General features: G+C 37.6%; 23 protein-coding genes. 20 read left to right on the forward strand and 3 right to left on the reverse strand.

The window, feature by feature from the left end; genetic code table 11:
• Positions 1 to 8 precede the first annotated feature (8 nt).
• Together NDQ75_RS05265 and NDQ75_RS05270 are read right to left on the reverse strand one after the other, a co-directional pair.
• Positions 9 to 1,466, reverse strand: a complete 1,458-nt coding sequence (locus NDQ75_RS05265) for a sulfatase family protein (protein WP_202028349.1) — start codon at positions 1,464 to 1,466, stop codon at positions 9 to 11.
• Positions 1,467 to 1,700: 234 nt separating this feature from the next.
• The gene (locus NDQ75_RS05270; RefSeq protein WP_202028350.1) at positions 1,701 to 2,747 is read right to left on the reverse strand and encodes a ferredoxin--NADP reductase; all 1,047 of its coding nucleotides are present in this window, start codon (positions 2,745 to 2,747) and stop codon (positions 1,701 to 1,703) included.
• Between the two features lie 194 nt (positions 2,748 to 2,941).
• Here NDQ75_RS05270 and NDQ75_RS05275 point away from each other — a divergent pair, with 194 nt between their 5' ends.
• The 15 genes from NDQ75_RS05275 (at position 2,942) to atpG (ending at position 16,366) form a co-directional block, all read left to right on the forward strand.
• Positions 2,942 to 3,934 (forward strand): glycosyl hydrolase, encoded by a 993-nt coding sequence (locus NDQ75_RS05275; RefSeq protein WP_202028351.1) that lies wholly within the window; start codon positions 2,942 to 2,944, stop codon positions 3,932 to 3,934.
• A 105-nt stretch (positions 3,935 to 4,039) separates the two neighbouring features.
• On the forward strand, positions 4,040 to 5,512 hold the full coding sequence (locus NDQ75_RS05280) for a DUF5687 family protein (protein WP_202028352.1): 1,473 nt from the start codon (positions 4,040 to 4,042) through the stop codon (positions 5,510 to 5,512).
• A gap of 3 nt (positions 5,513 to 5,515) precedes the next feature.
• On the forward strand, positions 5,516 to 6,250 hold the full coding sequence (locus tag NDQ75_RS05285) for an ABC transporter ATP-binding protein (RefSeq protein ID WP_202028353.1): 735 nt from the start codon (positions 5,516 to 5,518) through the stop codon (positions 6,248 to 6,250).
• Between the two features lie 6 nt (positions 6,251 to 6,256).
• Positions 6,257 to 7,108 (forward strand): carboxypeptidase-like regulatory domain-containing protein, encoded by an 852-nt coding sequence (locus NDQ75_RS05290; RefSeq protein WP_202028354.1) that lies wholly within the window; start codon positions 6,257 to 6,259, stop codon positions 7,106 to 7,108.
• Between the two features lie 172 nt (positions 7,109 to 7,280).
• On the forward strand, positions 7,281 to 9,830 hold the full coding sequence (porW, locus tag NDQ75_RS05295; RefSeq protein ID WP_317191281.1) for a type IX secretion system periplasmic lipoprotein PorW/SprE: 2,550 nt from the start codon (positions 7,281 to 7,283) through the stop codon (positions 9,828 to 9,830).
• Between the two features lie 4 nt (positions 9,831 to 9,834).
• Positions 9,835 to 10,254, forward strand: a complete 420-nt coding sequence (locus tag NDQ75_RS05300) for a bactofilin family protein (RefSeq protein ID WP_202028355.1) — start codon at positions 9,835 to 9,837, stop codon at positions 10,252 to 10,254.
• Entirely contained in the window at positions 10,214 to 10,447 is a 234-nt protein-coding gene (locus NDQ75_RS05305) for an AtpZ/AtpI family protein (RefSeq protein WP_202028356.1), read from the forward strand. Before NDQ75_RS05300 ends, NDQ75_RS05305 begins: the two co-directional genes overlap by 41 nt.
• Positions 10,448 to 10,459: 12 nt before the next feature.
• Positions 10,460 to 10,840, forward strand: coding sequence for a DUF6168 family protein (locus tag NDQ75_RS05310; RefSeq protein ID WP_202028357.1), 381 nt, complete (start codon positions 10,460 to 10,462; stop codon positions 10,838 to 10,840).
• A gap of 133 nt (positions 10,841 to 10,973) precedes the next feature.
• Positions 10,974 to 12,056 (forward strand): F0F1 ATP synthase subunit A, encoded by a 1,083-nt coding sequence (gene atpB, locus NDQ75_RS05315; RefSeq protein ID WP_202028697.1) that lies wholly within the window; start codon positions 10,974 to 10,976, stop codon positions 12,054 to 12,056.
• Positions 12,057 to 12,095: 39 nt separating this feature from the next.
• Positions 12,096 to 12,296 carry an ATP synthase F0 subunit C gene (atpE, locus tag NDQ75_RS05320; RefSeq protein WP_008611555.1) on the forward strand — a complete coding sequence of 67 codons (201 nt, stop codon included), beginning with the start codon at positions 12,096 to 12,098 and terminating at the stop codon, positions 12,294 to 12,296.
• A gap of 92 nt (positions 12,297 to 12,388) precedes the next feature.
• Positions 12,389 to 12,880 carry a F0F1 ATP synthase subunit B gene (locus NDQ75_RS05325; RefSeq protein WP_202028358.1) on the forward strand — a complete coding sequence of 164 codons (492 nt, stop codon included), beginning with the start codon at positions 12,389 to 12,391 and terminating at the stop codon, positions 12,878 to 12,880.
• A gap of 19 nt (positions 12,881 to 12,899) precedes the next feature.
• Complete coding sequence (gene atpH, locus NDQ75_RS05330; RefSeq protein ID WP_202028359.1) at positions 12,900 to 13,448, forward strand: ATP synthase F1 subunit delta; 549 nt, start codon at positions 12,900 to 12,902, stop codon at positions 13,446 to 13,448.
• 64 nt (positions 13,449 to 13,512) lie between these two features.
• The gene (atpA, locus tag NDQ75_RS05335; protein ID WP_202028360.1) at positions 13,513 to 15,090 is read left to right on the forward strand and encodes a F0F1 ATP synthase subunit alpha; all 1,578 of its coding nucleotides are present in this window, start codon (positions 13,513 to 13,515) and stop codon (positions 15,088 to 15,090) included.
• Between the two features lie 46 nt (positions 15,091 to 15,136).
• A complete protein-coding gene (locus tag NDQ75_RS05340; RefSeq protein WP_202028361.1) occupies positions 15,137 to 15,472 on the forward strand; it encodes a four helix bundle protein in 336 nt (111 codons plus the stop codon).
• Positions 15,473 to 15,502: 30 nt separating this feature from the next.
• Entirely contained in the window at positions 15,503 to 16,366 is an 864-nt protein-coding gene (gene atpG / locus NDQ75_RS05345) for an ATP synthase F1 subunit gamma (RefSeq protein ID WP_202028362.1), read from the forward strand.
• A 152-nt stretch (positions 16,367 to 16,518) separates the two neighbouring features.
• Here atpG and NDQ75_RS05350 read toward each other — a convergent pair whose 3' ends face one another.
• Positions 16,519 to 17,442: a LysR family transcriptional regulator gene (locus NDQ75_RS05350; RefSeq protein WP_202028363.1), complete on the reverse strand. Its 924-nt coding sequence runs from the start codon at positions 17,440 to 17,442 to the stop codon at positions 16,519 to 16,521.
• A 110-nt stretch (positions 17,443 to 17,552) separates the two neighbouring features.
• Between NDQ75_RS05350 and NDQ75_RS05355 the strand changes: the two genes are divergently transcribed.
• The 5 genes from NDQ75_RS05355 to NDQ75_RS05375 all read left to right on the forward strand — a co-directional run bounded on the left by NDQ75_RS05355 (position 17,553) and on the right by NDQ75_RS05375 (position 25,029).
• Positions 17,553 to 17,858: a hypothetical protein gene (locus tag NDQ75_RS05355; protein WP_202028364.1), complete on the forward strand. Its 306-nt coding sequence runs from the start codon at positions 17,553 to 17,555 to the stop codon at positions 17,856 to 17,858.
• A 322-nt stretch (positions 17,859 to 18,180) separates the two neighbouring features.
• Positions 18,181 to 19,620 (forward strand): proton-conducting transporter transmembrane domain-containing protein, encoded by a 1,440-nt coding sequence (locus NDQ75_RS05360; RefSeq protein WP_202028365.1) that lies wholly within the window; start codon positions 18,181 to 18,183, stop codon positions 19,618 to 19,620.
• Positions 19,620 to 21,983 (forward strand): DUF2309 domain-containing protein, encoded by a 2,364-nt coding sequence (locus tag NDQ75_RS05365; protein ID WP_202028366.1) that lies wholly within the window; start codon positions 19,620 to 19,622, stop codon positions 21,981 to 21,983. Before NDQ75_RS05360 ends, NDQ75_RS05365 begins: the two co-directional genes overlap by 1 nt.
• Before the next feature lie 210 nt (positions 21,984 to 22,193).
• Positions 22,194 to 24,548 carry a TonB-dependent receptor gene (locus NDQ75_RS05370; RefSeq protein ID WP_202028367.1) on the forward strand — a complete coding sequence of 785 codons (2,355 nt, stop codon included), beginning with the start codon at positions 22,194 to 22,196 and terminating at the stop codon, positions 24,546 to 24,548.
• A 10-nt stretch (positions 24,549 to 24,558) separates the two neighbouring features.
• Positions 24,559 to 25,029, forward strand: a complete 471-nt coding sequence (locus NDQ75_RS05375; protein WP_202028368.1) for a thioredoxin family protein — start codon at positions 24,559 to 24,561, stop codon at positions 25,027 to 25,029.
• Positions 25,030 to 25,039 lie beyond the last annotated feature (10 nt).

Raw genomic sequence — 25,039 nt, forward strand, 5'->3', positions numbered from 1 at the left:
GATTTCAACTATTCAATCTTGCCTGCTTGTCTGTTTTCTTCTCCTTGAATATTTTGAAGGGCATCACCAAGTTCTTTCCTTTTATCGCTTGCAAGTTGATTCATTTTTTCTACGATTTCTGGGTGGTTTTCAATAACATTGTTGGTTTCAGAAGAATCAACAGCCAAGTTATACAATTCCATTTCCTCTAAATTTATGTGTTCGTAGTTTCCAGGAAGTCCGTCTTTGCCTTGTTTTTGTCCTTTCATCGTACGATAACGATGTGGGAAATACAATTTCCAATCTCCGTATCGAATGGCGTGGAGTTCATTAACTCGGTAATAATAATAGAAGGCCTCGTGAGGGGAGCTGTCGCTTTCTCCTTTTAGCACGCTCCAAACGCTTTTACCGTCAATTTTCTTTTTGGGCAAATTACTTTTAGTGATTTCCGCAATAGTTGGGAAAACATCGATGGCCATAACGGGTATACCAATTGTTTTGTTTTCCGGGATTTTATTTGGAAACCGAGCGATAAATGGCACTCTTTGTCCGCCTTCCCAAACCGTTCCTTTCCCTTCCCTAAAAGGCTGTGCCGAGCCGGAGTGATTTCCGTAGGAAAGCCAAGGACCATTATCCGAAGTAAAAATAACCAATGTGTTTTTGTCCAATCCTTCTTCTTTTAAGGTTTTAAGAATTTGACCAACGCTCCAATCAATTTCCATGATGACATCGCCATAGAGGCCACGTTCCGATTTTCCTTTGAATTTTTCAGAAACAAATAGAGGAACGTGCGGTTGTGGATGCGGGATATAAGCAAAAAAGGGTTCTTCTTTATGCTGTTTGATAAAAGAAATAGCGCGCTCTGTAATTTGAGTCGTCAATTGCGATTGGTCGTTAAGCGTATCTATTATTTTTTCGTTTTCGTATAACGGAAGCGGATCAAAATTGAATTCTGTTCCCTGTTTGGGGTGGTTTGGCCACATATCGTTGGAATATGGAATACCAAAATACGTATCAAAGCCCTGTTTGGTAGGCATAAATTTTTCATGGTCACCCAAATGCCACTTCCCAAAAATCCCTGTTTTATAGCCTTTTTCTTTTAGCATTTCCGCCAAAGTGGTCTCCTCAAGATTTAGTCCAATTTTAGCGTCGGGCATAAGCGCATTGTGAATACCAATTCTGTTAGGGTAACAACCCGTTAAATAACTAGCACGGGATGCCGAGCAAATAGGCTGGGTTGTGAAAAAATCCGTAAGTCGAACCCCTTCTTTAGCCATTTGGTCGAGGTTGGGTGTTTTAATATCGGGAGAGCCGAAACAGCCAACATCTTCGTATCCTTGGTCATCGGTGATGATGAGTACAACATTGGGTTGTTTGGTTTCTTTTTCAATATTGTTTTCCGAGCTTTTTGCGTTTTCTTTACAGGAAATAAAAAAGACCAAAAAACCGACAAAAAGGAGCCTATGGAGTGTGTTTACATGCTTCATAAAAACAAACATAGCTTAAAAACCAAAGGTTTAAAAGCTATGTTTAAATATTTTATGTTATTGAAGTGGTTTAAACTTTTTTCATTCGTTAAAAAATTACTCTTTTCCGCCTATTTTTCGTCTTTTTTTCGGTCCGTAGCGCTGCTATGTAACTCAAAAAAGCCATCAAATAGCCATAAAACACCTAATTTTCACTAGAAAGCGAAAAGTTTAAACCACTTCATTGATAAAATTCTATACATCATCGTAATCAATTGCGATTGTGTCTGTTGTGGGGTGCGCTTGGCAAGTTAAAATAAGTCCTTCAGCAATTTCACTATCGGTTAGAATTTGGTTTTTCACCATCTCCACTTTCCCTTCCGTAAGTCGGGCAACACAACTGCTGCAAATTCCACCTTGGCAAGAATAAGGAGCATCAAGGTCTCTATCCAAAACAGCATCCAACACACGTTGTTTTCTGTCCATGATGATTTCGGTTTCCTCGTCGTCTATTAAAACTTTCACTTTGGTTTTGCCTTCTTCAACCGTTTCGGGTGCCGAGTGGTCATCAGAAGTGGTAAAATGTTCAATATGAATTTTATCTTCGGAAATATTGTTGTCTTCCAAAGTAGCTTTTACAGTTTCAATCATGGCTTCCGGACCGCAAATGTAAAACGCGTCAAAAGGAGTTTCTTTGTGTTTATTCTTTAAAATAAAATTGATGGTGGATTTCTCGATTCTTCCAAATAAAGCACCTTCTTCTTCAGCTTGACTGTAAACAAATTGCGCACTGAACCTGTTGGGATATTCTTTTAGTAAATCGGTTAAATCTTTATGGAACATGGTTTCTTCCAAAGACTTGTTTCCGTAAACCAATAAAAAGTTTTTGTTGGTATTTTTAAGTGCTTCTTTAGCAATACTCATAATAGGGGTAATACCACTTCCAGCAACAAAAGCAGCAAGGTTTTCCCCTTTTTGGTTTTCTGGTTGAAAAGTGAATCGGCCTTCTGGCGGGTGGACTTCAAAAGTGTCGCCGACCTGTATACTCTGAGCAAATTTTGAAAAAGTACCACTTGGCATTTCTTTTATCCCTACTGAAATACCTTTGTCTTTCTTAGCGGAGCAAATGGAATACGAACGACGCAGTTCTTTACCATCTATTTCCTTTTTAATAGTAATGTATTGGCCTGGTATAAATGTAAATGCTTCTGAAAGTTCATTAGGAATTCCGAAAGTGATTACTATGGCTTTTGGTGTTATTTTGTTTACGGATGCTACTTTAAGCAAATGAAAATGAGTCATCAAAAAAATTTTTCGCAAAAATAGACATTGATTTGAGGATATAAAATGATTATGAAAATTTTATAAGTCAAATAATTCTAAGATGAGCCGCTATTTTAGAGTCTTTTAACAAATAGGGTAAAAGATTGATAATATTGTATAAGCGAAAAGCGATGTGAGAAATTATCTTTATGGGATACTAAACTATTTTGTAAATGAAATACTTACGATTTTTCCTGATGCTTTTATACAGTATCGGTATGCAATCCCAATCCCCTGTAAATAAAAATGCTACTCCGGAAGCAAAAGCGTTGCTAGCATATATTTATTCTTTGGAAGACAAGATTATTTCCGGTCAGCATACTTACAATCATCAACCCACAGAATTCTACGATTTGGCGAGATCAATTTCAGGTAAAAACCCAGCTATTTGGGGTTCCGATTTTTACTGGTCTGCCAAGGAAGATCCAGGAAAACGTGTAGTAGAAACCGCCAAGAAAATGCATAATAACGGAGCGATAATTACTTTAATGTGGCATGTAGGAAAACCTACTGACGATCCTCCCTTTAGATGGAAAACCAGTACGCAAGGAGAACTTAGTGATGCTGAATGGCAAGAATTGATAACGCCGGGAACGAATCTTTTTAAACGTTGGGAAAAACAAGTAGACCACGTTGCAGGTTATTTAAAGGAATTGCAAAAGGCGAACATTCCCATTTTATGGCGACCTTATCACGAGATGAATGGTGTTTGGTTTTGGTGGGGCGATAAAAAAGGTGGAAAAGGCTACGCCCAGCTTTGGAAAAATCTGTACGAAAGGTTGGTGAACCATCATAAACTAAATAATTTGCTTTGGGTGTGGAATGCCAACGGTCCGCGCGATATTCCCAATGATCAAGCATATGATTATCATCATTATTATCCAGGACATGAATACGTAGATATTTTAGCGACCGATGTCTATCATTTCGATTACGAACAAAAGGACTACCAGCAATTATTGAATTTAGCTAATGGAAAGCCAATCGCCCTCGGCGAAGTGGGGGAGTTGCCTAAGCCCGATATTTTAGAGGCACAGCCCAAATGGTCTTGGTTTATGGTATGGTCTAATTGGATTGAAAAAGCCAATACCAAAGAAAGGGTACAAGAAGTTTACAACCGTGCAGAAACAATTAGCAGGGATGATTTACCAGCTCTTTTTGATTGATTTTTATGTTCCGATAGCACGAGATTTTCTAAACATCGCTTAAAACTTGTAACATTTTCTTACTTTAATACACTCATACAGATGCATTAACCAACAATTCTTTTTATGTTAAAGCATTTCTTTTCACTGCAATGGAAATCTTTTTTTAGGTCGGCTTCTTTTTCCACCAATTTGGGTATGAAAATCCTTATGGGTTTTATCGCTCTTTATTTAATAGCTACATTTTCAATATTGGGTGGAGCGGCATATTATTTAATTGAAGAAAAGTTGCAGTTGAACGCCTTAGAAGTGGTAAGTAGAATTTTAATTTATTACTTGGTTGGCGATTTACTCTTTCGGTACATGCTTCAAAAAATGCCGGTGGTAAATATTAAACCTTTGCTCTATTTACCGTTTAAAAAAGGTAAAATAGTGCATTTCAGTCTTTGGAAAACTGTTTTCTCGTTTTTTAATATCATTCATGCTTTCTTTTTTGTTCCTTTTTGCGTGGTTTTGATAAGCAATGGTTATGAACCTTTGCAAGTGATTACGTGGTTTTTGGGTATTTACATGCTTTTGTATTGCAATAATTTCATCAATATATTTTTAAATGGGGTTAATGCTTTTTTAGGCGTGGTATTTGGCTGCATAATCATTTTGGGGACATTACAATATTATGGGATTTTTGATATCACCTTGTACACGGGACCTGTTTTTCAACTTTTCTACGGAGTGCCTTACACTGTTTTGGCGCCTATATTATTGCTGATAGTATTGTATTATGTGGCTTTTTCATACTTCAGAAAAAATTTATACCTCGATGCTGGATTGGCAAGCAAACATCAAGAGGCTAAAGCAGAAGATTTAGATTGGCTTAACAGGTTTGGAAGTATTTCTGTGTTTCTTAAAAATGATATCAAGCTCATTAAAAGAAACAAGCGTTCAAAAACATCTGTATTTATGAGCTTCCTTTTTATTTTTTATGGATTGTTATTTTTTACGGGAGCTTTGGAAGTCTATCAAGGAGCGCCTTGGCGTATTTTTGCTGCCATTTTTGTTACTGGGGGCTTTCTTTTCAGCTTTGGTCAGTTTGTGCCTAGTTGGGACAGTGCATATTACCCGCTAATGATGAGTCAGAATATTCGTTATCGGGATTACCTCAATGCAAAATGGTGGCTTTTGGTTATGGCAACTATTGTTACTACCATTTTGGCGACTTTTTATATTTATTACGGCTGGGAGGTGTATTTGGCGATTGTTGTGGGTGCCATTTACAACATCGGAGTAAATTCCCACATGGTTCTGTGGGGTGGAGCTTACGTAAAAACGCCCATCGACCTTACCACAAATAAAAAAGCATTTGGCGATGCACAGGCTTTTAATGCAAAGACATTGCTGCTTATGTTGCCAAAATTGGTGTTACCAGTGCTATTATATGCCGCAGGCCATTATACCGTTTGTCCGTTTTTAGGGTATTTGCTGGTGGTACTCACGGGAATATTAGGATTTGCCTTTAAAGAGAAGGTATTCAATAAAATAGAAAAGGTGTATAAAACTGAAAAGTATAAAACATTGGCCGCCTACAAACAAAAAAATTAGATTATGATAACAGTAGAAAATCTTTCAAAAACATATAATGGGAACATGGTTTTGTCTATAGAAAACCTTGAAATCCCAAACGGACAAATATTCGGATTGGTAGGTAATAACGGAGCTGGAAAAACCACACTTTTCAGTTTGCTTCTCGATTTAATCCAACCGAGCTCTGGTTTCGTAAAAAATAACGATGTACAAGTAAATGCCAGTGAAAACTGGAAGCCTTTCACAGCAGCTTTTATAGATGAAACCTTTTTGATTGGCTATCTAACTCCAGAAGAATACTTCTATTTCATTGGAGAACTACGGGGTTTAAACAAAGAAGATGTAAATGTTTTTCTGAAGGATTATGAAGAGTTCTTCCACGGCGAAATTCTAGGTGGAAAGAAGTATTTGAGGGATTTATCGAAAGGAAATCAGAAGAAAGTGGGGATTGTAGCTGCTTTTATCGGGAAGCCAAAAGTGATTATTCTAGATGAACCTTTTGCCAATTTAGACCCTTCAACACAATTCCGATTGAAAAAACTTATCAAAAACTTTAAAGACGAGCCGGAGGTGACCGTTCTTATTTCCAGTCACGATTTGTTACATGTTACCGAAGTCTGTGAACGTATTGTAGTGCTGGAAAAAGGGAAGACGGTTAAAGACATACAAACTTCCGAAGCCACTTTAAAAGAGTTGGAAACCTTTTTTTCTGAGGAGATTTTAAGCGATGCTGCTCAAATTCCGGTGAGCGAATAGCTTTATATGAAGCATATTTTAATTTTTACCACCTTCTTTTTTGTTTTTGGAAATACTGTCGTTGCCCAAAGAACTATTGAAGGAAAAGTAATCGATTCAGAAACAAAAAAGGCAATTCCGTATGTAAACGTCGGAATAGAAAACAAAAATTTCGGAACTATTTCAAAGGAAGACGGAAGTTTCAGTTTGAAGATTAAAAGTGAGCTGATAGATGAAAATCCAACAGTGGTTTTCTCCAGTTTGGGTTATAAAACACAGAAAATTCCAACACATGTTATTGAAGAAAGCAATATTGTAAGCATGTCTCCGGAGGCCATTCAGCTTGAAGAAGTGATTGTAGATACAAGAAAAAAGCGATGGAAAAAGAAGAAACTGGGCGGCTACCGAACATCGATATTCAATACAGGGGAAGCGAATACAGATGCGTACGGAGTTGGAAAGGAGTACGGACTTAAAATTCATCATCCAGGGGTAGATTATCGAATTGAAAAAGTAAATTTCATGCTTTCGGAAAATACAATCGACAGCGTTTTGTTCCGAATTAATATGTACACCTTTTCAAAAGAAAACAAACTTGTAAAATCCATCCTAAAGGAACCGCTTTTTGTAAAAAGCTATAAAAATGATGAATTGATAAGTATAGATGTTTCCGAAAGGAAGTTGGAGATAGAACAAGATATGGTAGTAGCAATTGAACCGGTGCGGCTTTGGTATAAATCTCAAGAAGATAATCAATTGTTCTATCAACAAACAAAGCAAAAATCAACTACTTTTTTGAGAAGTTCAAGCGCTTCGGGATGGACAAAAAATGAACTTCCTCCATTCGCTATTTTTTTAGATATTAAGTATTATAAATAGAAGCGAAAAACGGATTACTTAAACTTCAACAAGTAATATTTTCACTTTCGCGATGCGCTTTTTTAACATTAATCAACTTCAGAAATAGCAAGAATCAAAAAATAATGTATTTTTACCTCGTTTCGGCAATAAATAACTAACTTCAAAGTTACTATTGAAATAAACCTAGGTTTTGACTAAATACCTTAAAATACCTGCGTATCTGCTACTTATGGTTTTCTTGGCAATGGCTTGTTCTACCAAGAAAGATACTGCTATAAATAGAAATTTCCACGCTTTAAATACAAAGTTCAATATTCTTTACAACGGGCAAGTTGCCTTGGAGGAAGGGCAAGAGCAGTTGGCCGAAACCTATGTGGATAATTATTGGGAAATACTACCTGTGGAACGTATGGAAATACGTGATGAAATAATCATTGATACGGCTAAGTTGAATCCTAATTTCCGTCGAGCGGAAGAAAAAGCCACGAAAGCCATTCAAAAGCACGGGATGAATATTGGTGGTCAAGAGCGAAATCCGCAAATAGATGAAGCTTATTTGCTGCTTGGGAAAGCACGTTATTACGACCAACGGTTTGTTCCGGCCTTGGAAGCATTCAACTACATTTTATTGAAGTATACCGATAGTGATATTATTCATCAAGCAGGAATTTGGCGTGAGAAAACCAATCTTAGGATGGAAAATGAAGAAGTGGCGCTTACCAACTTCAAAAAAATCCTTCAATTGGATATTACCGATCAGCAATATGCGGATGCTTCTGCAATGATGGCGCAGGCATACATCAATTTAAAACAAAAGGATAGTGCCATTTACCGATTGAAACTCGCGGCAAATATCACTAGGAAAAATGAAGAAAAAGGGCGTTACAACTACATAATCGGTCAGCTTTACGATGAAAAAGGCGAACTGGATAGCGCCAATATGGCTTTTGACAAAGTGATTGCCCTAAACCGGAAATCACCTCGAATCTACATGATGAACGCTTATGTGGAAAAGATTAAGAACCAGTATCAGCGTGATGAAGAAGATTCTACCTTGTTGGAGTTTTTAGACAAGTTAGAACGAAATCGGGAAAACCGACCTTACCTTGGGAAACTATATCGACTCAATGCCGCTTATTACCTAAAAAAAGACAGTATTGCGTTAGCACAATATTATTTAAACCAATCACTTCGAAATACCGAAAGTGATCCTATTTTAAACGCATTAAACTATGAGGATTTGGCCGTTATGTATTTTGATAACGCTTATTACAAAGATGCAGGTGCTTATTATGATAGTACATTAACGAATTTGAATCCGAATTCAAAGAAATTTAGAACTCTTACTAGAAAACGTGAAAACTTAGAGAGCGTTATCAAATATGAGGCAATTGCAAGTAGGAACGATAGCATTTTAAACGTTCTTGCAATGAGCGATGAACAACAGAATGCTTACTATCAAAAATATATCGACTCTATTAAAGCCGTAGAAGATGTGCGAAGGGAGAAAGAAAAAATTGCCTTGATGCAACAAAATAGTTTTGGGACTCTAGGCGGTATTAATAGTAATAAAAAAAGAGAAAGTGCCGATTTCTATTTCTATAACCAAGCAAGTGTTCAATACGGAATACAGGAGTTTAGAAAAATATGGGGAAATAGAGCTTTGGAAGATAACTGGCGTTTAAACAAAAAGGCTGTTGGCGCTATTCAGCAGCAACAAATTACCGAAATAGCTGCACCGGAAGATTCAAATTTATATAAAGTAAGTTATTACACAGATCAGCTGCCAACAGAGCCCGAGGCCATTGACAGTATTGTAGAAGAGAACAACTTTGCCTATTACCAATTAGGATTGATTTATAAGGAAAAATTTCAAGAGTACGATTTAGCCATCAATAAATTGGAAACCTTGCTGGATAATAATCCGGAAGAGCGTTTGGTACTTCCGGCGAAGTACAATCTCTTTAAAATTTATCAGCAAGTAGGTTCGCCTTTAGCAGATCAATATAAAGCAGACATAATAGCCAACCATGCCGGGTCCCGCTACGCCGAAATATTAAAAAATCCAGAAGCCGTGCTTGCAAACGATGGTTCTAGTCCGGATGCTGTTTATGCAGCGTTGTATAAAGATTTTGAAAATCAGCAATATGAAAAAGTGATTTTAGAAGCAGACGAAAGTATTTCTAAATACAACGGGGAAGACGTAATGCTAAAGTTTGAAATGCTAAAAGCCACGGCAAAAGCTAGACTGTATGGATTGGAAGCTTATAAAGAGGCTTTAAATTATGTTGCCTTGAACTATCCTAATAGCGAGGAGGGGGAAGAGGCTCAAAATATCTTGGATAACACAATTCCAATGGTAGCCGATTCTACTTTTACTATAGAACCTACATCTTCCAATAATTGGAAAGTTATATATCCTTTTGCCTCTAATCAAGGTGAAGAACTGCAAACGCTCAAAAAGACAATAGAGGAATCACTTGTTGATTTAAAATATGGCTATGTAAGCCTTTCTGAAGATATTTACAACCCGAATACAATATTTCTAGTAGTTCACGGTTTTGATAGTAAACTCCGTGCTGAAGGCTACGCTGAGCTATTAAACATTAACAAAGATTATTTGGTTGAGCATGAGAAATTTGTAATTTCGTCACCCAATTATAGAAAAGTACAAATTCACAAGAATTTGCCTTCTTATTTAGCTGAATATAATACGAATAACCCGAATCTAAATAACTAAAAAGATGTTTGCAGAATCTAAAAAAAACCGAATAGAACCCATTCAAGGTCAGACCAATAGAATTGTTGAAAACACTAAAATTAAAGGTGATTTAATTTCTGAAGCCGATATTCGTATTGATGGCGATTTAGAGGGCAGTATTACTGCAAAAGGAAAAGTGGTAATTGGTAGAGCCGGAAAAGTAATTGGAAAGATTGAGTGTATGAACGCCGATGTAGAAGGTACTTTTGATGGTGATTTAAAGGTTGAAAACGTGCTGAGTCTTAAAAGTACGGCAGTAATTGAAGGGGATGTAATTGTTGGAAAATTGGCGGTGGAGCCAGGAGCTACTTTCAACGCGGCATGCTCTATGAAAGGAGCCTCTTTAAAATCGGTAAAAGAAGATGGACAAAAACAACAAAAAGCAGGCGAAAAATCAGCTTAATTCTTGGATTAAGTTCACAAATATTGGCCTTCAAATGGCCATAGTTATTGCAGCCGGCGTCTTTTTGGGAGTTTGGCTCGACGAGAAATATTCGAATAACGCTTCGACTTTTACCATTATTTTTTCTTTGCTTGGGGTATTTGCTGCGCTTTACAATGTGTACAGACAGGTAAAAGATCTAGGTAAAGATTAATAGATCTTTTCAATGAAAAAACAGCTTCTTTCTTTTATCAGTGTGTTGGTTCCTTTGAGCTTGCTTTTGTTTGCAGCTCAATACTACACACAATCCATATTTTATTCAGAAACCGAATTCTTCTATTCCGTTGTTAGCATTTATGCTTTTCATTTTACCATTACTTTGATTCTGTATTTGGCAATTCTATCCATTCACAATATTTTGCCTGATAAAACGGGTTTTGCCTTTTTAGGTTTTAGCGGACTCAAAATGCTCGCGGCAATTGTTTTTTTAATACCGCTTTTTCAAGCAGACCTGTTGAATCCCATTCCTTCCGTATTTAGTTTCTTCATTCCTTATTTCGTTTATTTGTTTTTGGAAGCTTTGTTTGTTATAAAACTCTTGAAATGAGGATATTTTGATAAAAAATATTCTTTTCCTTCCGAAGCGAAAAAAAAATAGTTGTTAACTTCCTAATGTGAATAAAAAATGTACCTTTGCACCAAATTTTTGAGGACCATTTATTTTATCAACACGAGGTATGATGATAGCACAGAAATCTTTCAAGAGATTTTTTCTTTTAGTAATGTTCTTTGTTTCTTTGGTAGCTACTGCACAAGAACACGAAAACACTCATAATGAGGAGGCTAACGATGAGGCTTTTAATCCGACAGAATTAATAAATCATCACACTAAAGATTCTCACGAATTCCATATTGCAGATTGGAACGGGCACGCAATTTCTATGCCGCTTCCAGTGATTTTATGGACAGAAAACGGGTTGGTGACTTTTATGTCTTCTGAATTTCACCACGATGAAGAAGGAAAAGTGATTGTTGAGAAAAACGGAATGAAGTTTGCCCGTGTTCACGATCAGATTTACTACGCTGATGGTGGATTGAATTTTGATGAAGAGCATCATGTAACTAACGAGCGTCCACTTAACTTTTCTATTACAAAAAATGTGTTCACTTTAATGATTTCAGCAATTTTAATGTTGTTGATATTCATTCCTGTGGCCAACTCTTATAAAAAGAATCAAAGAGCACCAAAAGGGATTGCCGGTTTTATGGAGCCATTAATTGTTTTTGTGCGTGATGACATTGCAAGACCAAATATTGGAGAGAAAAAGTACAAAAAGTACATGCCGTATTTATTAACGGTGTTCTTTTTAATCTGGATTGGTAACCTTTTCGGGTTGATTCCATTCTTTCCATTCCAAGGAACACTCACCAACGACATTTTGTTTACTGGTGTATTGGCAACGTTTACCTTTTTAATTACCATTTTTAGTGGTAATAAAAGTTACTGGGGGCATATTTTTGCAACTCCGGGCGTACCAAAATGGTTGTTGCCAATTATGATTCCTGTTGAGGTTTTGGGTATGTTCACCAAGCCTTTTGCCTTGATGATTCGTTTGTTTGCGAACATCACCGCAGGTCACATTATTATATTGAGTTTGTTGTCGTTGATATTTATTTTTGAATCAGCGGCGGTATCACCAATATCAATCGGTTTCTCCTTGTTTATGTACGGGTTGGAATTGTTGGTTGCGGCATTGCAAGCGTATGTGTTCACATTGCTTTCGGCTTTGTTTATTGGCCAAGCAGTAGAAGAGCACCATTAAAATTGAGTTTTATTTAATAACTATTATAAATTTTTAATTATGATTTTAGCTGGAATAGGAGCTGGATTAGCTGCCATCGGTGCAGGATTAGGTATCGGTAAAATTGGTGGGTCTGCAATGGACGCTATTGCACGTCAACCAGAGGCGGCTTCAAAAATTCAAACTGCTATGATTATTGCTGCAGCACTTATTGAAGGTGTAGCGCTTTTCGCAGTGGTTGTTGCGTTGATCGCAAAATAATTTTTGACAAAACAACAAAACTATGCTGCAACGGTTGGTTGCAGCATAGTTTACCTTAAAAAGTTACACAACGTTTTTTAATATTTTTCATAATGAATATTACACATCCTGAAAGTTTAATTTTTTGGTCGATAATAGTTTTTATAATTCTATTTGTACTATTACGTAAATATGCTTGGAAGCCAATTTTAGGGGCAGTAAATAGCAGAGAAGAGTCAATCAACAAAGCTTTAAGTGCAGCAGATGATGCCCGTAAAGAATTACAGAACCTTCAAGCGGATAACGAAAAGTTATTGCAGGAAGCTCGTGCAGAAAGAGATGCTATGATTAAGGAAGCTCGTGAAATTAAAGAAAAAATGATTTCTGAAGCAAAAGAGGAAGCAGGAGCACAGGCCGATAAAATGATAAAACAAGCACAGCAGACTATTCAAAGTGAAAAGCAAGCTGCAGTTGCTGAGTTGAAAAATCAAGTAGCGGCATTGTCTGTAGAAATTGCAGAAAAAGTAGTGAAGTCAGAACTTTCTTCAAAAGACAAGCAATTAAAGCTTGTTAATGATATGTTGGAAGAAGTTACATTGAACTAATTTGTAAGTTAGCAACACCATGACAGGTACCAGAGCAGGATATAGATACGCAAAGGCGGTTTTAGATTACGCCAAGGAGCAAAATGCACTTGAGGCAGTTAGTGCCGATATGAAAGACATTTCTGCAACTATCAACGGCAGTAAAGAACTGCAAGATGCATTGCAAAGTCCCATCATCAAACTTTCTGATAAAAAGGCAGCGGTAAAGGAGATTTTTTCTGGAATCAACGCAGTCTCAGAAGGATTGATTGATGTTCTTATAGAAAACAACCGTATCAATTTGTTGAAGGTGGTTGCTGAAAAGTATATCATTCTCTATGATAAAATGCGTGGCGAAGAAGTAGCTGTAGTTACTACCGCAGTTCCATTGTCAGGAGAGTTGGAGCAAAAAGTGTTGGCAAAGGTAAAAGAGCTTACCGGAAACAACGCTACCATTGAAAATAAAATAGATGAAAGCATTATTGGTGGTTTTATTTTACGTGTAGGAGATCTACAGTACAACGCCAGTATTGCCAATCAACTAAATAATCTCAAGAGAGATTTACATAATAACGCATACGTTTCTTAATAAATTAAATTAAAAGGTAAGATGCTTTAATTGTAGAGCATCTAAAATCTAAATACTAAATAAGATGGCTGAAGTTAAAGCGGCTGAGGTATCAGCAATATTAAAAAAGCAACTATCAGGATTTGAAGCAAAAGCTTCATTAGACGAAGTGGGAACTGTTCTTCAGATAGGGGATGGTATTGCCCGAGTTTACGGATTATCAAATGCACAGTACGGAGAGTTAGTGCAGTTTGAGTCTGGACTTGAGGGTATCGTTTTGAACCTTGAGGAAGACAATGTTGGTATTGTATTGTTAGGTCCTTCAAAAGAAATTAAAGAAGGAGATACTGTTAAGCGTACACAGCGTATCGCATCTATTAAAGTAGGTGAAGAAATGGTAGGCCGTGTTGTAGATACACTTGGTAACCCTATCGATGGTAAAGGACCCATTGGAGGGGAGCTTTATGAAATGCCTTTGGAGCGTAAAGCACCTGGGGTTATTTTCCGTCAGCCAGTAAACGAGCCTATGCAAACAGGTATCAAATCTATCGATGCGATGATTCCTGTAGGTAGAGGACAGCGTGAGTTGGTAATTGGTGACCGTCAAACAGGTAAAACTACCGTTTGTATCGATACCATTATCAATCAGAAAGAATTTTATGATGCTGGTAAGCCAGTATTCTGTATATATGTTGCGGTTGGACAAAAAGCGTCTACTGTTGCAGCAATTGCAAAAACATTAGAAGATAAAGGAGCGTTGGCTTACACGGTGATCGTTGCTGCAAATGCATCAGATCCTGCTCCAATGCAGGTTTATGCACCATTTGCTGGAGCTGCTATTGGTGAGTATTTTAGAGATACAGGCCGTCCTGCTTTAATTGTTTATGATGATTTGTCTAAGCAAGCGGTAGCTTACCGTGAGGTATCGTTACTACTTCGTCGTCCACCAGGACGTGAGGCATATCCTGGAGACGTTTTCTTCTTGCACTCAAGATTATTGGAGCGTGCTGCAAAAGTGATTGCTGATGATGAGATTGCAAAAGGAATGAACGATCTTCCAGAATCTTTGAAGCCAATCGTTAAAGGTGGTGGTTCGTTAACGGCACTACCAATTATCGAAACACAGGCGGGAGACGTTTCTGCATATATTCCAACCAACGTAATTTCTATTACGGATGGTCAGATTTTCTTGGAGTCAGATTTATTTAACTCTGGAGTACGTCCTGCAATTAACGTAGGTATTTCAGTATCGCGTGTAGGTGGGTCTGCTCAGATTAAATCCATGAAAAAAGTAGCTGGTACTTTGAAACTAGACCAAGCGCAATACCGTGAATTGGAAGCGTTTGCTAAGTTCGGTTCTGATTTGGATGCAGCTACAAGAAACGTAATTGAAAAAGGTAAGCGTAACGTTGAAATCTTAAAGCAAGCTCAAAACGATCCTTACACCGTGGAAGATCAAATTGCTATTATCTACGCTGGTTCTAAAAACCTTTTAAAGGATGTTCCAGTTGATAAAGTAAAAGAATTTGAAAGCGACTATTTAGAATATTTGAACGCAAAACACAGAGGCGTATTAGATACATTGAAAGCAGGTAAACTTACAGACGAAGTTACCGATACACTTACACAAGTGTCTAAAGAGCTTTCAGCAAAATATAAATAGGCCCAGTTATAAGTGTTGAGTTGGGAGTTATGAGTTGTTTTTTGTAATGAAAATTAATGAAAGTCCTATTCGGATAAAAAGTTTTGATTTTGCATGTGATATTGTAAGATATTGCGATAAACTGAAGCAAGAAAAGGATTTTGTTATAGCTACTCAACTACTAAAAAGCGGAACTAGTATTGGTGCCAATACACGAGAAGCACAAAGAGCAGTTAGTAAAAAGGATTTTAAAAATAAGTTTGGAATTGCTTTAAAGGAAGCAGACGAAACCAAGTACTGGTTAGAGATACTTGAGACAACTGGAAGGCAATTACCAATAGGAATGATGGAAAAGTGTGAAGAGTTGATAAAAATATTGGCAGCAATAACTAAGAACTCATAATTCAGCACTCAAAATTCATAATTTAAAACAATGGCAAACTTAAAAGAAATACGTAGCAGAATTTCATCGGTGGGTTCAACCATGCAGATTACCAGTGCCATGAAAATGGTTTCTGCGGCAAAGTTGAAAAAAGCGCAAGATGCCATTACGGCAATGCGACCATATTCAGATAAACTTACCGAGCTTTTGCAAAGTTTAAGTGCAACGTTAGAGGGAGATGCTGGAAGTGTTTTTGCTGAAAGAAGGGAAGTTAAAAATGTTCTTGTTGTAGCAATTACGTCCAATAGAGGATTGTGTGGAGCTTTCAATACAAACATCATAAAGACGTCTAGCCGTTTAGCGGAATCAACGTATGCTGGTAAAAATGTGAGTTTCGTAACGATTGGAAAAAAAGGAAATGATATCCTTAAAAAGAGTCATTACGTTACACATAACAATAATGAGATTTTTGATGACCTAACATTTGATAATGTTTCTAAGATAGCAGAGCGTTTGATGATGTTGTTTGAGGAGCGCACTTACGATAAAATCGTATTGGTTTACAATCATTTTAAAAATGCAGCTACTCAAGCCGTAATTACGGAAGATTTCTTGCCAATTAAACCTATAGAAAGTGAAGAGCCTGTTGCTTCAGCAGACTACATTTTTGAGCCTTCTAAGGCAGAAATTGTGGAAACGTTGATTCCTAAGTCTTTGAAAACGCAGTTGTATAAAGCAATTCGTGATTCTTTTGCTTCTGAGCACGGTGCGCGTATGACAGCGATGCACAAAGCAACGGATAACGCTTCGGAATTAAAAGCAGAGCTTACATTAACTTACAACAAAGCACGTCAAGCCGCTATTACCAACGAAATTTTGGAAATTGTTGGTGGTGCAGAGGCGCTGAACAATTAGGGACTGAAAGGAGCAAATTTTTCCAGCGGAAGCATTGAACAATTAGCGACTGAATGGAGCAAATTTTTCAATTTGAAGCTTTGAATAATTAGATGTTTATCGAAGCATTTTACTTTTAAAATATAGAAAGCCCGGCAATTTGCTGGGCTTTTTCAATACTTAAATGCCCAGCCAAAAGTTGTGTTGATAATCGCTTCTTTTTCCTTTTTTATATATTCCAAATAAGCGAGTGCGGCGGGTGATAAATTCTTTGATTTTAACCAGATTAAATACCATGTAGTACTTATTGGCAATTCCTTCACGGGAACAATCTTTAAATCCCCACTTTTTAGTTCGTTTTTTATTCCAATGATGGGCATAACAGAACATCCCAAACCAGCTACAACCGCTTGTTTAACAGCCTCATTCGAGGTTAATTGAATTTTTTTCTTGACTGTATATTTGTTTTGGGTAATAAAATCTACCATGGCATTTCTGGTGGCAGAACCCTGTTCTCTGTAAATAAGTGCTGTTTTCTCAAATAAGTTTTTTTTGCTAGGGCTTTTTGGCAACTTAAATTCCCTACCCGCCACGTAGAACAATTTATTTTTCATTAATTCTACGGTTTCCACATTTAATTTATCCGGTAGTACCGAAACCAAAGCAAAATCTACCTCATTTAGCTCTAAACTTTCTACCACTTTAGCTTTGTTGGTAACATCCATACTAAGTTCTACACCTTTATGTTTATCCATAAATTCCGATAAAAAATAGGGCATAACATATTTGCCGGTGGATACCACGGATATTTTTAAACGGCCAAAAAGTTCTCCTTTAAAAGCAGAGGTTTTATAATTAATAGCGTGTACTTGATTAATGATTTTCTCCGCATCACGCGCTATTTCTTTACCAAAATCTGTAATAAAAAGTTTCCTTCCTACTACTTCTGTCAAGGGAATTGGAAATTGATCTTGAAAGTTTTTTAACTGAATGGAAACCGCTGGCTGGGTGAGATGTAGCGCTTCGGAAGCTTTTGTTATGCTTCCTAATTCAGCGATTTTTAAAAAGATCTGTAGCTGGTGAAAAGTATAATTCATTAAAATATTTTATATATAACATAACTAATATAAATAAAAATTTATGAAAAAAAAATTGAAACTTTGACCTCAGATTTGTTCATCCTATTAATTATTAAAAACAAAGTATTATGCAAACAGAAATTCAACAATCTGAAAAAATCAAAAAACAAACGGAAGTTGTTCAACTGGTAAAAGGTGAGTTTACGGCGACCCAAATTGGCGAAGTTATGTCCTCTCTTTTAGAAGAAAAAATAAATTTCAACAAGGTTAAGAAGCTTCAAATTTGGGAAGAAAATCATCAGTCTGATTTGGCGTTAATCAATGAGCGTATCTATCAGCTTGAAGGAGAAAAGAGAAAGGTCGAGGAGTTTATAAATGCGCACCCGCAAAAAAGCTTTTCAGTTAATGGAACTATCGAGATCACGCTTTCTTAAAAACAGAACAAATGACTCTTTTCAAAACAAAAATACTGCCTTATCTCGGTTTTCTCTGCATTCTTTCAATTATCATATTATCCTATAGATTTCAATACCCATTTTCTGAAAAAGTTATTATTGGCTTGTTCATTTTTGCTATTCCTCTCCTTCATCAAATGATGGAAGGTGCCAAGAAAAGTACTACAAAATTGAATAGCAAAACGGGTAATTACCAGAATGCCACGGCCGTTAAATTTACTGTCATATCGCAAAAAGTAGCGAAGCCGTCTTTGTCTAATAATCACCGTAAAGGTCAAACAACAAAATCTTATATAAGTTTATGAAGAATATAAATAAACGGGATTCATTTAATATTTTCAAGATTTTAAATCCATTGTTGTGGCTATTATTTATAGCTAACGCGTTGTTTCTCCTTCTCAGTTTTCCAAATATTCAAGAATGGAGATTTGATGAAATTTTTAGAATCAATGGTTTTACCATGGTAATTTGGACTGTGGTAAGTTTCTTTAGCGCAATTATTAGTACCTATTCTAGTAATTATTTAAAGGGATATAAATACTACAACCGATTTGGAGTCTTTCTTCTCGGTTTTACCGTGTCGGTTTTCGTACTTGTAATTTCCAACCACTTACTACCTTTTTTACTGTCCTGGGCATTTATGGGTCTTTTTATGGCGCAATTAATCGGGATAGACAAAAGGTGGGGCGAAGCCAGGGAAGCTTTTAAGTTTACTTTAAAATACTTTATGTTGGGAACACTATTTCTCGCAATAGGAACACTCCTGCTTGCTTTTTACACAAACGAATATACCATTACTGGTATTTTGGCTGGAATAGATGGGCTTTCCAAAGTTGTACTTATAACGAGCACGATGTTCATAATATTGGCCGCCATTATTCAGTCGGCAATGTATCCTTTCCACCGTTGGTTGTTATCTGCCATGACAGCGCCTACACCAGCTTCCGCGCTAATGCACGCCGGTTTTGTTAATGCGGCGGGAATATTGCTAACCCTTTTTGCGCCATTGCTTTTTGCAGCAAGTATGTTGGATTTACTTTTCATAATAGGAGGCGTAACGGCTATAACCGCTCAGTTTGCTAAGCTCCTGCAAGTAAGTGTAAAACAAAAATTAGCATGCTCAACCATGGCTCAAATGGGTTTCATGATTATGCAATGCGGGCTAGGTTTCTTTAATGCGGCTGTTGCACACCTTATACTCCATGGATTCTATAAAGCCTATTTATTTCTATCTGTTGGAGATACGGTGGAGCAAAAAAGTCCTGAGGATGGACCTATAATCAAAATTACACCATTGCAATCTTTTCTAGTGTTGATTTTCGGAGTATTGGGTGCTGCGCTCTTTGCCTTGCTAACCGGAAAAGGAACTTCTCTAGATAGTGGAATCATTCTTACGCTAGTAGTGGCAATTACAGTGGGGCAGGTAACTTACAATATAGTGAAACAAAAAAGCCTATCCCCAACGCAGAGAATTGCGTTGCCTGCGTTTCTCTCAATTTGCGGGATTGCACTCTATGCTATTGTCTACAACGGAGTGTCCTTATTGTTAATTGATATGCCACTGGCAAATGCTGGTACTTCCCTTTCTGTATTGCAAATAAGTACAGGAGTCTTGTTCTTACTGGGGTTCTTTATCATGAAACTCGGCGTGTACCGAAGAGTTCCTTTCCTGTACGTGAAACTCCTCAACGATTCTCAACCTTTTAACAAAACTGTATTATCCTACAAATCCAAGTTATAATGAAAAAAACGCAACTCTTTACAACTATCGACGCTGCCTCCAAGGTGGTAGGAAAAACGTGGCCGCTCTATTCCTTTGTAACCTCCAACCCTCTTTCGGGGTATGAAAACATGCCATTTCAAAAAGCTATTGAAAAGGTAGAAAACACTTTGGGCGCCAATGCCATGCCGAGTCCAGAAATGTTTCGTAAAGCATGGGAGGGAGAAGAAATAAATCGGGACATTTTATCTAAACTTCTCTTGGCTGAAGGATATAAAGATTCTCCAGAGCATTCTCTAAGTATCTTAGAGGCGCAAAGGGTTTCTCAACAGAAAAACGAAAACCACCAATTGGATCAGATAGTTACTAAATGGCTTGGTGCCTTCATGGATGAAGGAGTGTCTGAATGGCAAATGCCTAATAGACAAAAGGGATTTTACGCTGCTTGGCGTGCTTTGGCTCCGTACGATAGTCAAATTAAAAGTATCAAGGCCAGTGAAATTCCAAAGACGAAAACGGAGGCGTTATTGCAAGTACTCTCATCTTATAGCGAAGAGGAGTGTGGAAAAATAATGGAATATCACTTGGCCGCATTACCGGGCTGGACGGGCTATATTAAACTTCGGGTGGATGAAGATTCGCTTTGGCACAAAAAGAACCCAATTACCTTAGAAGATTACTTGGCGGTACGTTTGTGGATAGCACATAAAATTGGTACAAAAATACTTCCGAAGAAAAATGAGAATGGCAATCGTTCTGAATATTTAAAGCTAGCTTATATTTGGCTGAAGGCTTGGGAAAAATCATGGCAACAGGATTTAACAAGTACCTTACGGTCTAAAGCAATTCTGAAAGGAGGCATTGAGAAGCCAGATGCACAAATGGTATTCTGTATAGATACCCGTTCGGAAGCGATTAGGAGGCACGTAGAATCACAAGGGAAGTATGAAACCTTCGGCTATGCCGGCTTCTTTGGTATCGCGATGGATTACGAAAACATGGAGGACGGTAATACAAGAAAATCATGCCCGCCAATTGTGAATTCTTCTTACAAAGTTTCAGAAGCTTCAAAAGATAACCAACAAGAGGTCTTTTCAAACTTTAAAAAGAAAATTGAGAGGAGGCAGTTCGGGAATTATTTCCTTCGAAGACTTAAAAATATGTTGCCTTCTGCCTTCGGATACGTAGAAACTACAGGAGCGGCTTACGGAGTATCTCTGTTGCTGAAAACACTGGTGCCAGATTACCTGTATCGTTTTAATCAGAAAAATAAAACGAACCATGAACACTTTTGTGATACGAAATTAACGAAATACACTTCTGAAGCCGCTATCGAAGAAAAAGCGGGTATCGTTAAAGCGGCATTCGATCTTATGGGCTGGGAAGAGTTTGCTCCACTCGTACTGTTTGTGGGTCATGGAAGCCATTCATCCAACAACGCTTTTAGTTCCAGTTTAGAATGTGGTGCTTGTGCGGCAAGCCCCGGTAGGCATAATGCTAGAATGCTTGCTAGTCTGGCAAACGATAAGGAGGTACGCGGATTTTTACAGAATGAATTTGAACTTTCAATCCCGAACGATACTGTTTTTATAGGTGCAGAACACAACACCACGACCGATGAGATTGTACTGTTTGATGCGGATGTGCCAGAAACACACCTTGAACGCTTGAAAAACCTTAAAAATGATTTACTTAGCATCCAAAAGAAAGCTACTCAGGAGCGATTGCAAGATACATCCAATAGCGTAGCAAAGGCGCAACGAAAAGCGAACGACTGGACCGAAACCAGACCGGAATGGGGGCTCGCAAAAAATGCCACTTTTATTATAGCTCCGCGAGCCTTAACCAAAAGCCTTAATCTTCGAGGAAGATCCTTTTTACACTCCTACAACTGGGAATTAGACTCCTCTGGAGCAGCTTTGGAAGGAATTATGCAAGGACCTATGGTGGTAACGCAGTGGATTAACAATCACTATTACTTTGCCACGGTAAACAACGAAGCTTTTGGCGGCGGATCTAAAATAACCCATAACATTACAGGGAAATTTGGTGCGGTAACGGGAAATGGTGGTGATTTAAAGATAGGACTGCCCTTACAGTCACTCATGGAAACCGATGATGAGGCTTATCATCAACCATTGAGATTGTCTGTATGCATTCAGGCGCCTATAAAACGAATAGAGAAGATTTTGGAGAAGAATCCGAGCCTAAAAAATCTTTTTGAAAACGAATGGATTTATCTAATGGTTATGGATCCGGAAGACGGAAATAAAATTAAAAACTATGAGAAAGGTATGGTTTGGGGGCAACATTCGGCAAGTATAGCTGGACGAAAAAAAGAACGTTTACAGCAAGTAGAGGACAGCGTACTAATGCCTGTTTAACTTTTTCATAACTACCCTCGAACTATCGAAAAAGCATCAGAGAATTCTGATGCTTTTTCTGTTTCAATCATATACTTTGTTTGACTCAACCAGCGATTTGTCCGATACTTAGTACTTACTGAAAATCAATAAAGTCTTTGTTAAAATTTTATAATCAAAAATAAATTATTAGGTTTGTCTAAAAATATATTTAATCAAACTAAAACTATAATGAAGCTTTATTTATATTTCTTTCTGTTTGTTGGTTTTATTGCTTTTCCGCAGCAAAAAGAAGTAACCATTTCCGGTACGATTTCTTCGGATGGAAAACCAGTTCCCTTTGGAAGTGTGTATGTGAAAAACGGCTCCCAAGGTACCGATGCAGATGATTCAGGAAAATATAGTCTTACTTTATCAGAAGGAACAGTAAGCTTAGCTGTGTATGCTCAAGGATTTAGGCCTCAAACTAGGCAGATAGTTGTAAGCGCTGGTGACGATAAAGTAGTAAACTTCGAGTTAGAAGAAGATGCTTTGGGACTCGATCAAGTGGTGGTGAGTGCTACTCGGAATAGTCTTAGCAAAAAAGAGGCTCCTGTTATCGTCAATGTTGTTGGGCCGAAGCTACTAAACGCTACCCAATCTATTTCCGTAGCCGATGGCTTGAATTACCAGCCAGGAGTTCGGGTCGAAACCAATTGTCAAAACTGCGGTTTTACCCAAGTACGCTTAAATGGTTTGGGAGGGCAATACACTCAAATTTTGGTAAATAGCAGGCCGGTTTTTAGTGCTTTAAATGGTGTTTATGGATTGGAACAAATTCCAGTGAGTATTATAGATCGTGTAGAAGTTGTGCGAAGTGGGGGATCGGCCTTGTTTGGCTCGAATGCCATTGCAGGAACGGTAAATGTTATCACCAAAGAGCCCATTTACAATACGTGGGACGTGACAACCAATTTAGGATTAATAGATGGAAAAGTACCCGACAGAAATGTAAACCTTAATGGGTCTATTGTAAGTGAAGATCTATCTAGTGGAATCACTATTTTTGGGATGTTTAGAGACCGAGATGGTTATGATGCCAACGGCGACGGTTTTACGGAAATTACTAAACTAACCAACAACTCTTTAGGTACAAAAGCTTTTTTAAAGCCCAATGATAACAGTAGAATTGGATTTGACTTCACCGCAATTCGCGAATATCGCCGTGGTGGAGATCGTTTGGATTTAGCACCACAGTTTACAGATGTAACGGAAGAACTGGACCATAATACAGTGTTTTCTGGAGTAGATTATCAACTTTTTAATGACGAACGTAGCAATGATTTCTCTGCATACGTATCGGTTCAGCACACCGATAGGGACAGTTACTATGGTGGTTTGGGCGGAGGAAGAACAGCGGCAGATTCTGCCGCGGCTAACAATGCCTTCGGAAAAACTAAGGATTTGGCATTTGTGGCTGGAACAAAGTTTACGCACACGTTTAAAAATAAAGATGTGTTAACGAGCGGTGTAGAATATCAATTGAATGACACGGATGATGCTATTATTGGTTACAACCGAGTGGTAGATCAAAAGGTTAACAATATTGGTTTTTACACGCAGTACGAATGGAAGCCTACGGAAAAATTTAAAGCGTTAATAGGGGCAAGGCTTGATCATGTAAATGTAGATGGATTTTACACCATTCAGGATATCGCACGTACTTCCGAAGTAAATCAAACCGTTGTGAGTCCGCGTTTCACAGTACTTTACGACATAACCGATGCACTTCAATTTCGTGGGGGATATGCAAGAGGATTTAGGGCGCCACAGGCATTCAATGAAGATCTTCATATTTCTTCGGTTGGGGGAGAACAACGTTTTGTAATCCTTTCAGAAGATTTAGAGAGTGAATTTTCCAATGCTTACACTGCTTCTTTAAATTTCACCAAGGATTTTAATAAAGTGCAAACGAATTTCTTGGTTGAAGGATTTTATACGGATTTACAAAACCCATTTACCACAGTAAGTACAGGAGCTTCATTGCCGAATGGTTCAATTTTAGAGGAATCTAGAAATGGTGAAGGAGCGTATGTGGCGGGAACAAATATTGAAGCTACTGTTTCGCCGAGTAAAGCGTTGTTTTTTCAAGTGGGAATAACTTTTCAAAAATCTATTTATAAAGAAGATCAAGTGCTTTTTGAAGCCGATGGATCGGTGCCTGGTGAAGAAGATGTGGTGGTGGATGAGTTTACCCGCGCACCCAATATGTATGGATTTTTGAATAGTAATTGGCAAATGACAGACGATTTTAACCTTGACGTAACAGGTAGTTTTACTGGCTCCATGATAGTTCCGCATGTTATAAGCGAATCGGGTTTTATGGAGTTGGTAGATACCAACGCTTTCTTTGATATGACAGGAAAGCTTACCTATCATTTAGACCTTTTGGATCGCTTTCATGCCGAAGTAAGTGGCGGGGTTCAAAACGTATTTAATAGCTATCAAGACGATTTCGATACAGGTGCCCTGCGCGATTCTGATTATATTTATGGACCCAATCGCCCGAGAACCTTTTTCATCGGACTCAAATTTGGGGATTTTTAAAAGTTTAGAAATGAAGAAGTGGTTAATATCTTATATGATTTTCTTTTGCTTTGCAACGGTTTCCTTGGCGCAGCAAAAGGAAGAAATCCACTGGAAAACATTTCCAGCGCTGGAGGATGCGCTAAAAGAAAAGCAGAAACCAGTATTCATTTTCTTTTATGCTGATTGGTGTGCGTATTGTAAAAAGATAAAAAGGTGGGTATTTACAAACGCTCAAGTAATTGAGAAACTCAATACGGAATATTACGCCGTAATGATGGATGCAGAAAGTAAAGAAAGTATTGCTTTTGACGGTAAAACCTTTTCAAATGAACAGGCGAAAACCCAGCGAAATGGTATTCATGAAATTCCACTTTTGTTGGCATCACGTAATGATATTCCATTTTCACTTCCCGCCACAGTTATTTTAACGGAAGATTTTGAGGTAAAAAAAAGGGTATTTGAGTACTATACTTCCGAAGAAATTCTTGAAATGCTTTAGTCTTATTTCA

The sequence above is a fragment of the Galbibacter mesophilus genome, assembly GCF_023721415.1.
Lineage (GTDB): Bacteria > Bacteroidota > Bacteroidia > Flavobacteriales > Flavobacteriaceae > Galbibacter > Galbibacter mesophilus.

Excerpts from the sequence above, each read along its gene's own strand:
- NDQ75_RS05340 (WP_202028361.1), top strand. The coding sequence starts at position 15,137 with ATGAAAATTAATGAAAGTCCTATTCGGATAAAAAGTTTTGATTTTGCA.
- atpE (WP_008611555.1), top strand. The coding sequence starts at position 12,096 with ATGATTTTAGCTGGAATAGGAGCTGGATTAGCTGCCATCGGTGCAGGA.
- atpB (WP_202028697.1), top strand. The coding sequence starts at position 10,974 with ATGATAGCACAGAAATCTTTCAAGAGATTTTTTCTTTTAGTAATGTTC.
- NDQ75_RS05360 (WP_202028365.1), top strand. The coding sequence starts at position 18,181 with ATGAAGAATATAAATAAACGGGATTCATTTAATATTTTCAAGATTTTA.
- NDQ75_RS05305 (WP_202028356.1), top strand. The coding sequence starts at position 10,214 with ATGGACAAAAACAACAAAAAGCAGGCGAAAAATCAGCTTAATTCTTGG.
- NDQ75_RS05265 (WP_202028349.1), bottom strand. The coding sequence starts at position 1,466 with ATGAAGCATGTAAACACACTCCATAGGCTCCTTTTTGTCGGTTTTTTG.
- NDQ75_RS05270 (WP_202028350.1), bottom strand. The coding sequence starts at position 2,747 with ATGACTCATTTTCATTTGCTTAAAGTAGCATCCGTAAACAAAATAACA.
- atpA (WP_202028360.1), top strand. The coding sequence starts at position 13,513 with ATGGCTGAAGTTAAAGCGGCTGAGGTATCAGCAATATTAAAAAAGCAA.
- NDQ75_RS05365 (WP_202028366.1), top strand. The coding sequence starts at position 19,620 with ATGAAAAAAACGCAACTCTTTACAACTATCGACGCTGCCTCCAAGGTG.
- NDQ75_RS05275 (WP_202028351.1), top strand. The coding sequence starts at position 2,942 with ATGAAATACTTACGATTTTTCCTGATGCTTTTATACAGTATCGGTATG.
- NDQ75_RS05290 (WP_202028354.1), top strand. The coding sequence starts at position 6,257 with ATGAAGCATATTTTAATTTTTACCACCTTCTTTTTTGTTTTTGGAAAT.
- atpH (WP_202028359.1), top strand. The coding sequence starts at position 12,900 with ATGACAGGTACCAGAGCAGGATATAGATACGCAAAGGCGGTTTTAGAT.
- NDQ75_RS05280 (WP_202028352.1), top strand. The coding sequence starts at position 4,040 with ATGTTAAAGCATTTCTTTTCACTGCAATGGAAATCTTTTTTTAGGTCG.
- NDQ75_RS05325 (WP_202028358.1), top strand. The coding sequence starts at position 12,389 with ATGAATATTACACATCCTGAAAGTTTAATTTTTTGGTCGATAATAGTT.
- NDQ75_RS05300 (WP_202028355.1), top strand. The coding sequence starts at position 9,835 with ATGTTTGCAGAATCTAAAAAAAACCGAATAGAACCCATTCAAGGTCAG.
- NDQ75_RS05370 (WP_202028367.1), top strand. The coding sequence starts at position 22,194 with ATGAAGCTTTATTTATATTTCTTTCTGTTTGTTGGTTTTATTGCTTTT.
- atpG (WP_202028362.1), top strand. The coding sequence starts at position 15,503 with ATGGCAAACTTAAAAGAAATACGTAGCAGAATTTCATCGGTGGGTTCA.
- NDQ75_RS05285 (WP_202028353.1), top strand. The coding sequence starts at position 5,516 with ATGATAACAGTAGAAAATCTTTCAAAAACATATAATGGGAACATGGTT.
- NDQ75_RS05310 (WP_202028357.1), top strand. The coding sequence starts at position 10,460 with ATGAAAAAACAGCTTCTTTCTTTTATCAGTGTGTTGGTTCCTTTGAGC.
- NDQ75_RS05355 (WP_202028364.1), top strand. The coding sequence starts at position 17,553 with ATGCAAACAGAAATTCAACAATCTGAAAAAATCAAAAAACAAACGGAA.
- NDQ75_RS05375 (WP_202028368.1), top strand. The coding sequence starts at position 24,559 with ATGAAGAAGTGGTTAATATCTTATATGATTTTCTTTTGCTTTGCAACG.
- NDQ75_RS05350 (WP_202028363.1), bottom strand. The coding sequence starts at position 17,442 with ATGAATTATACTTTTCACCAGCTACAGATCTTTTTAAAAATCGCTGAA.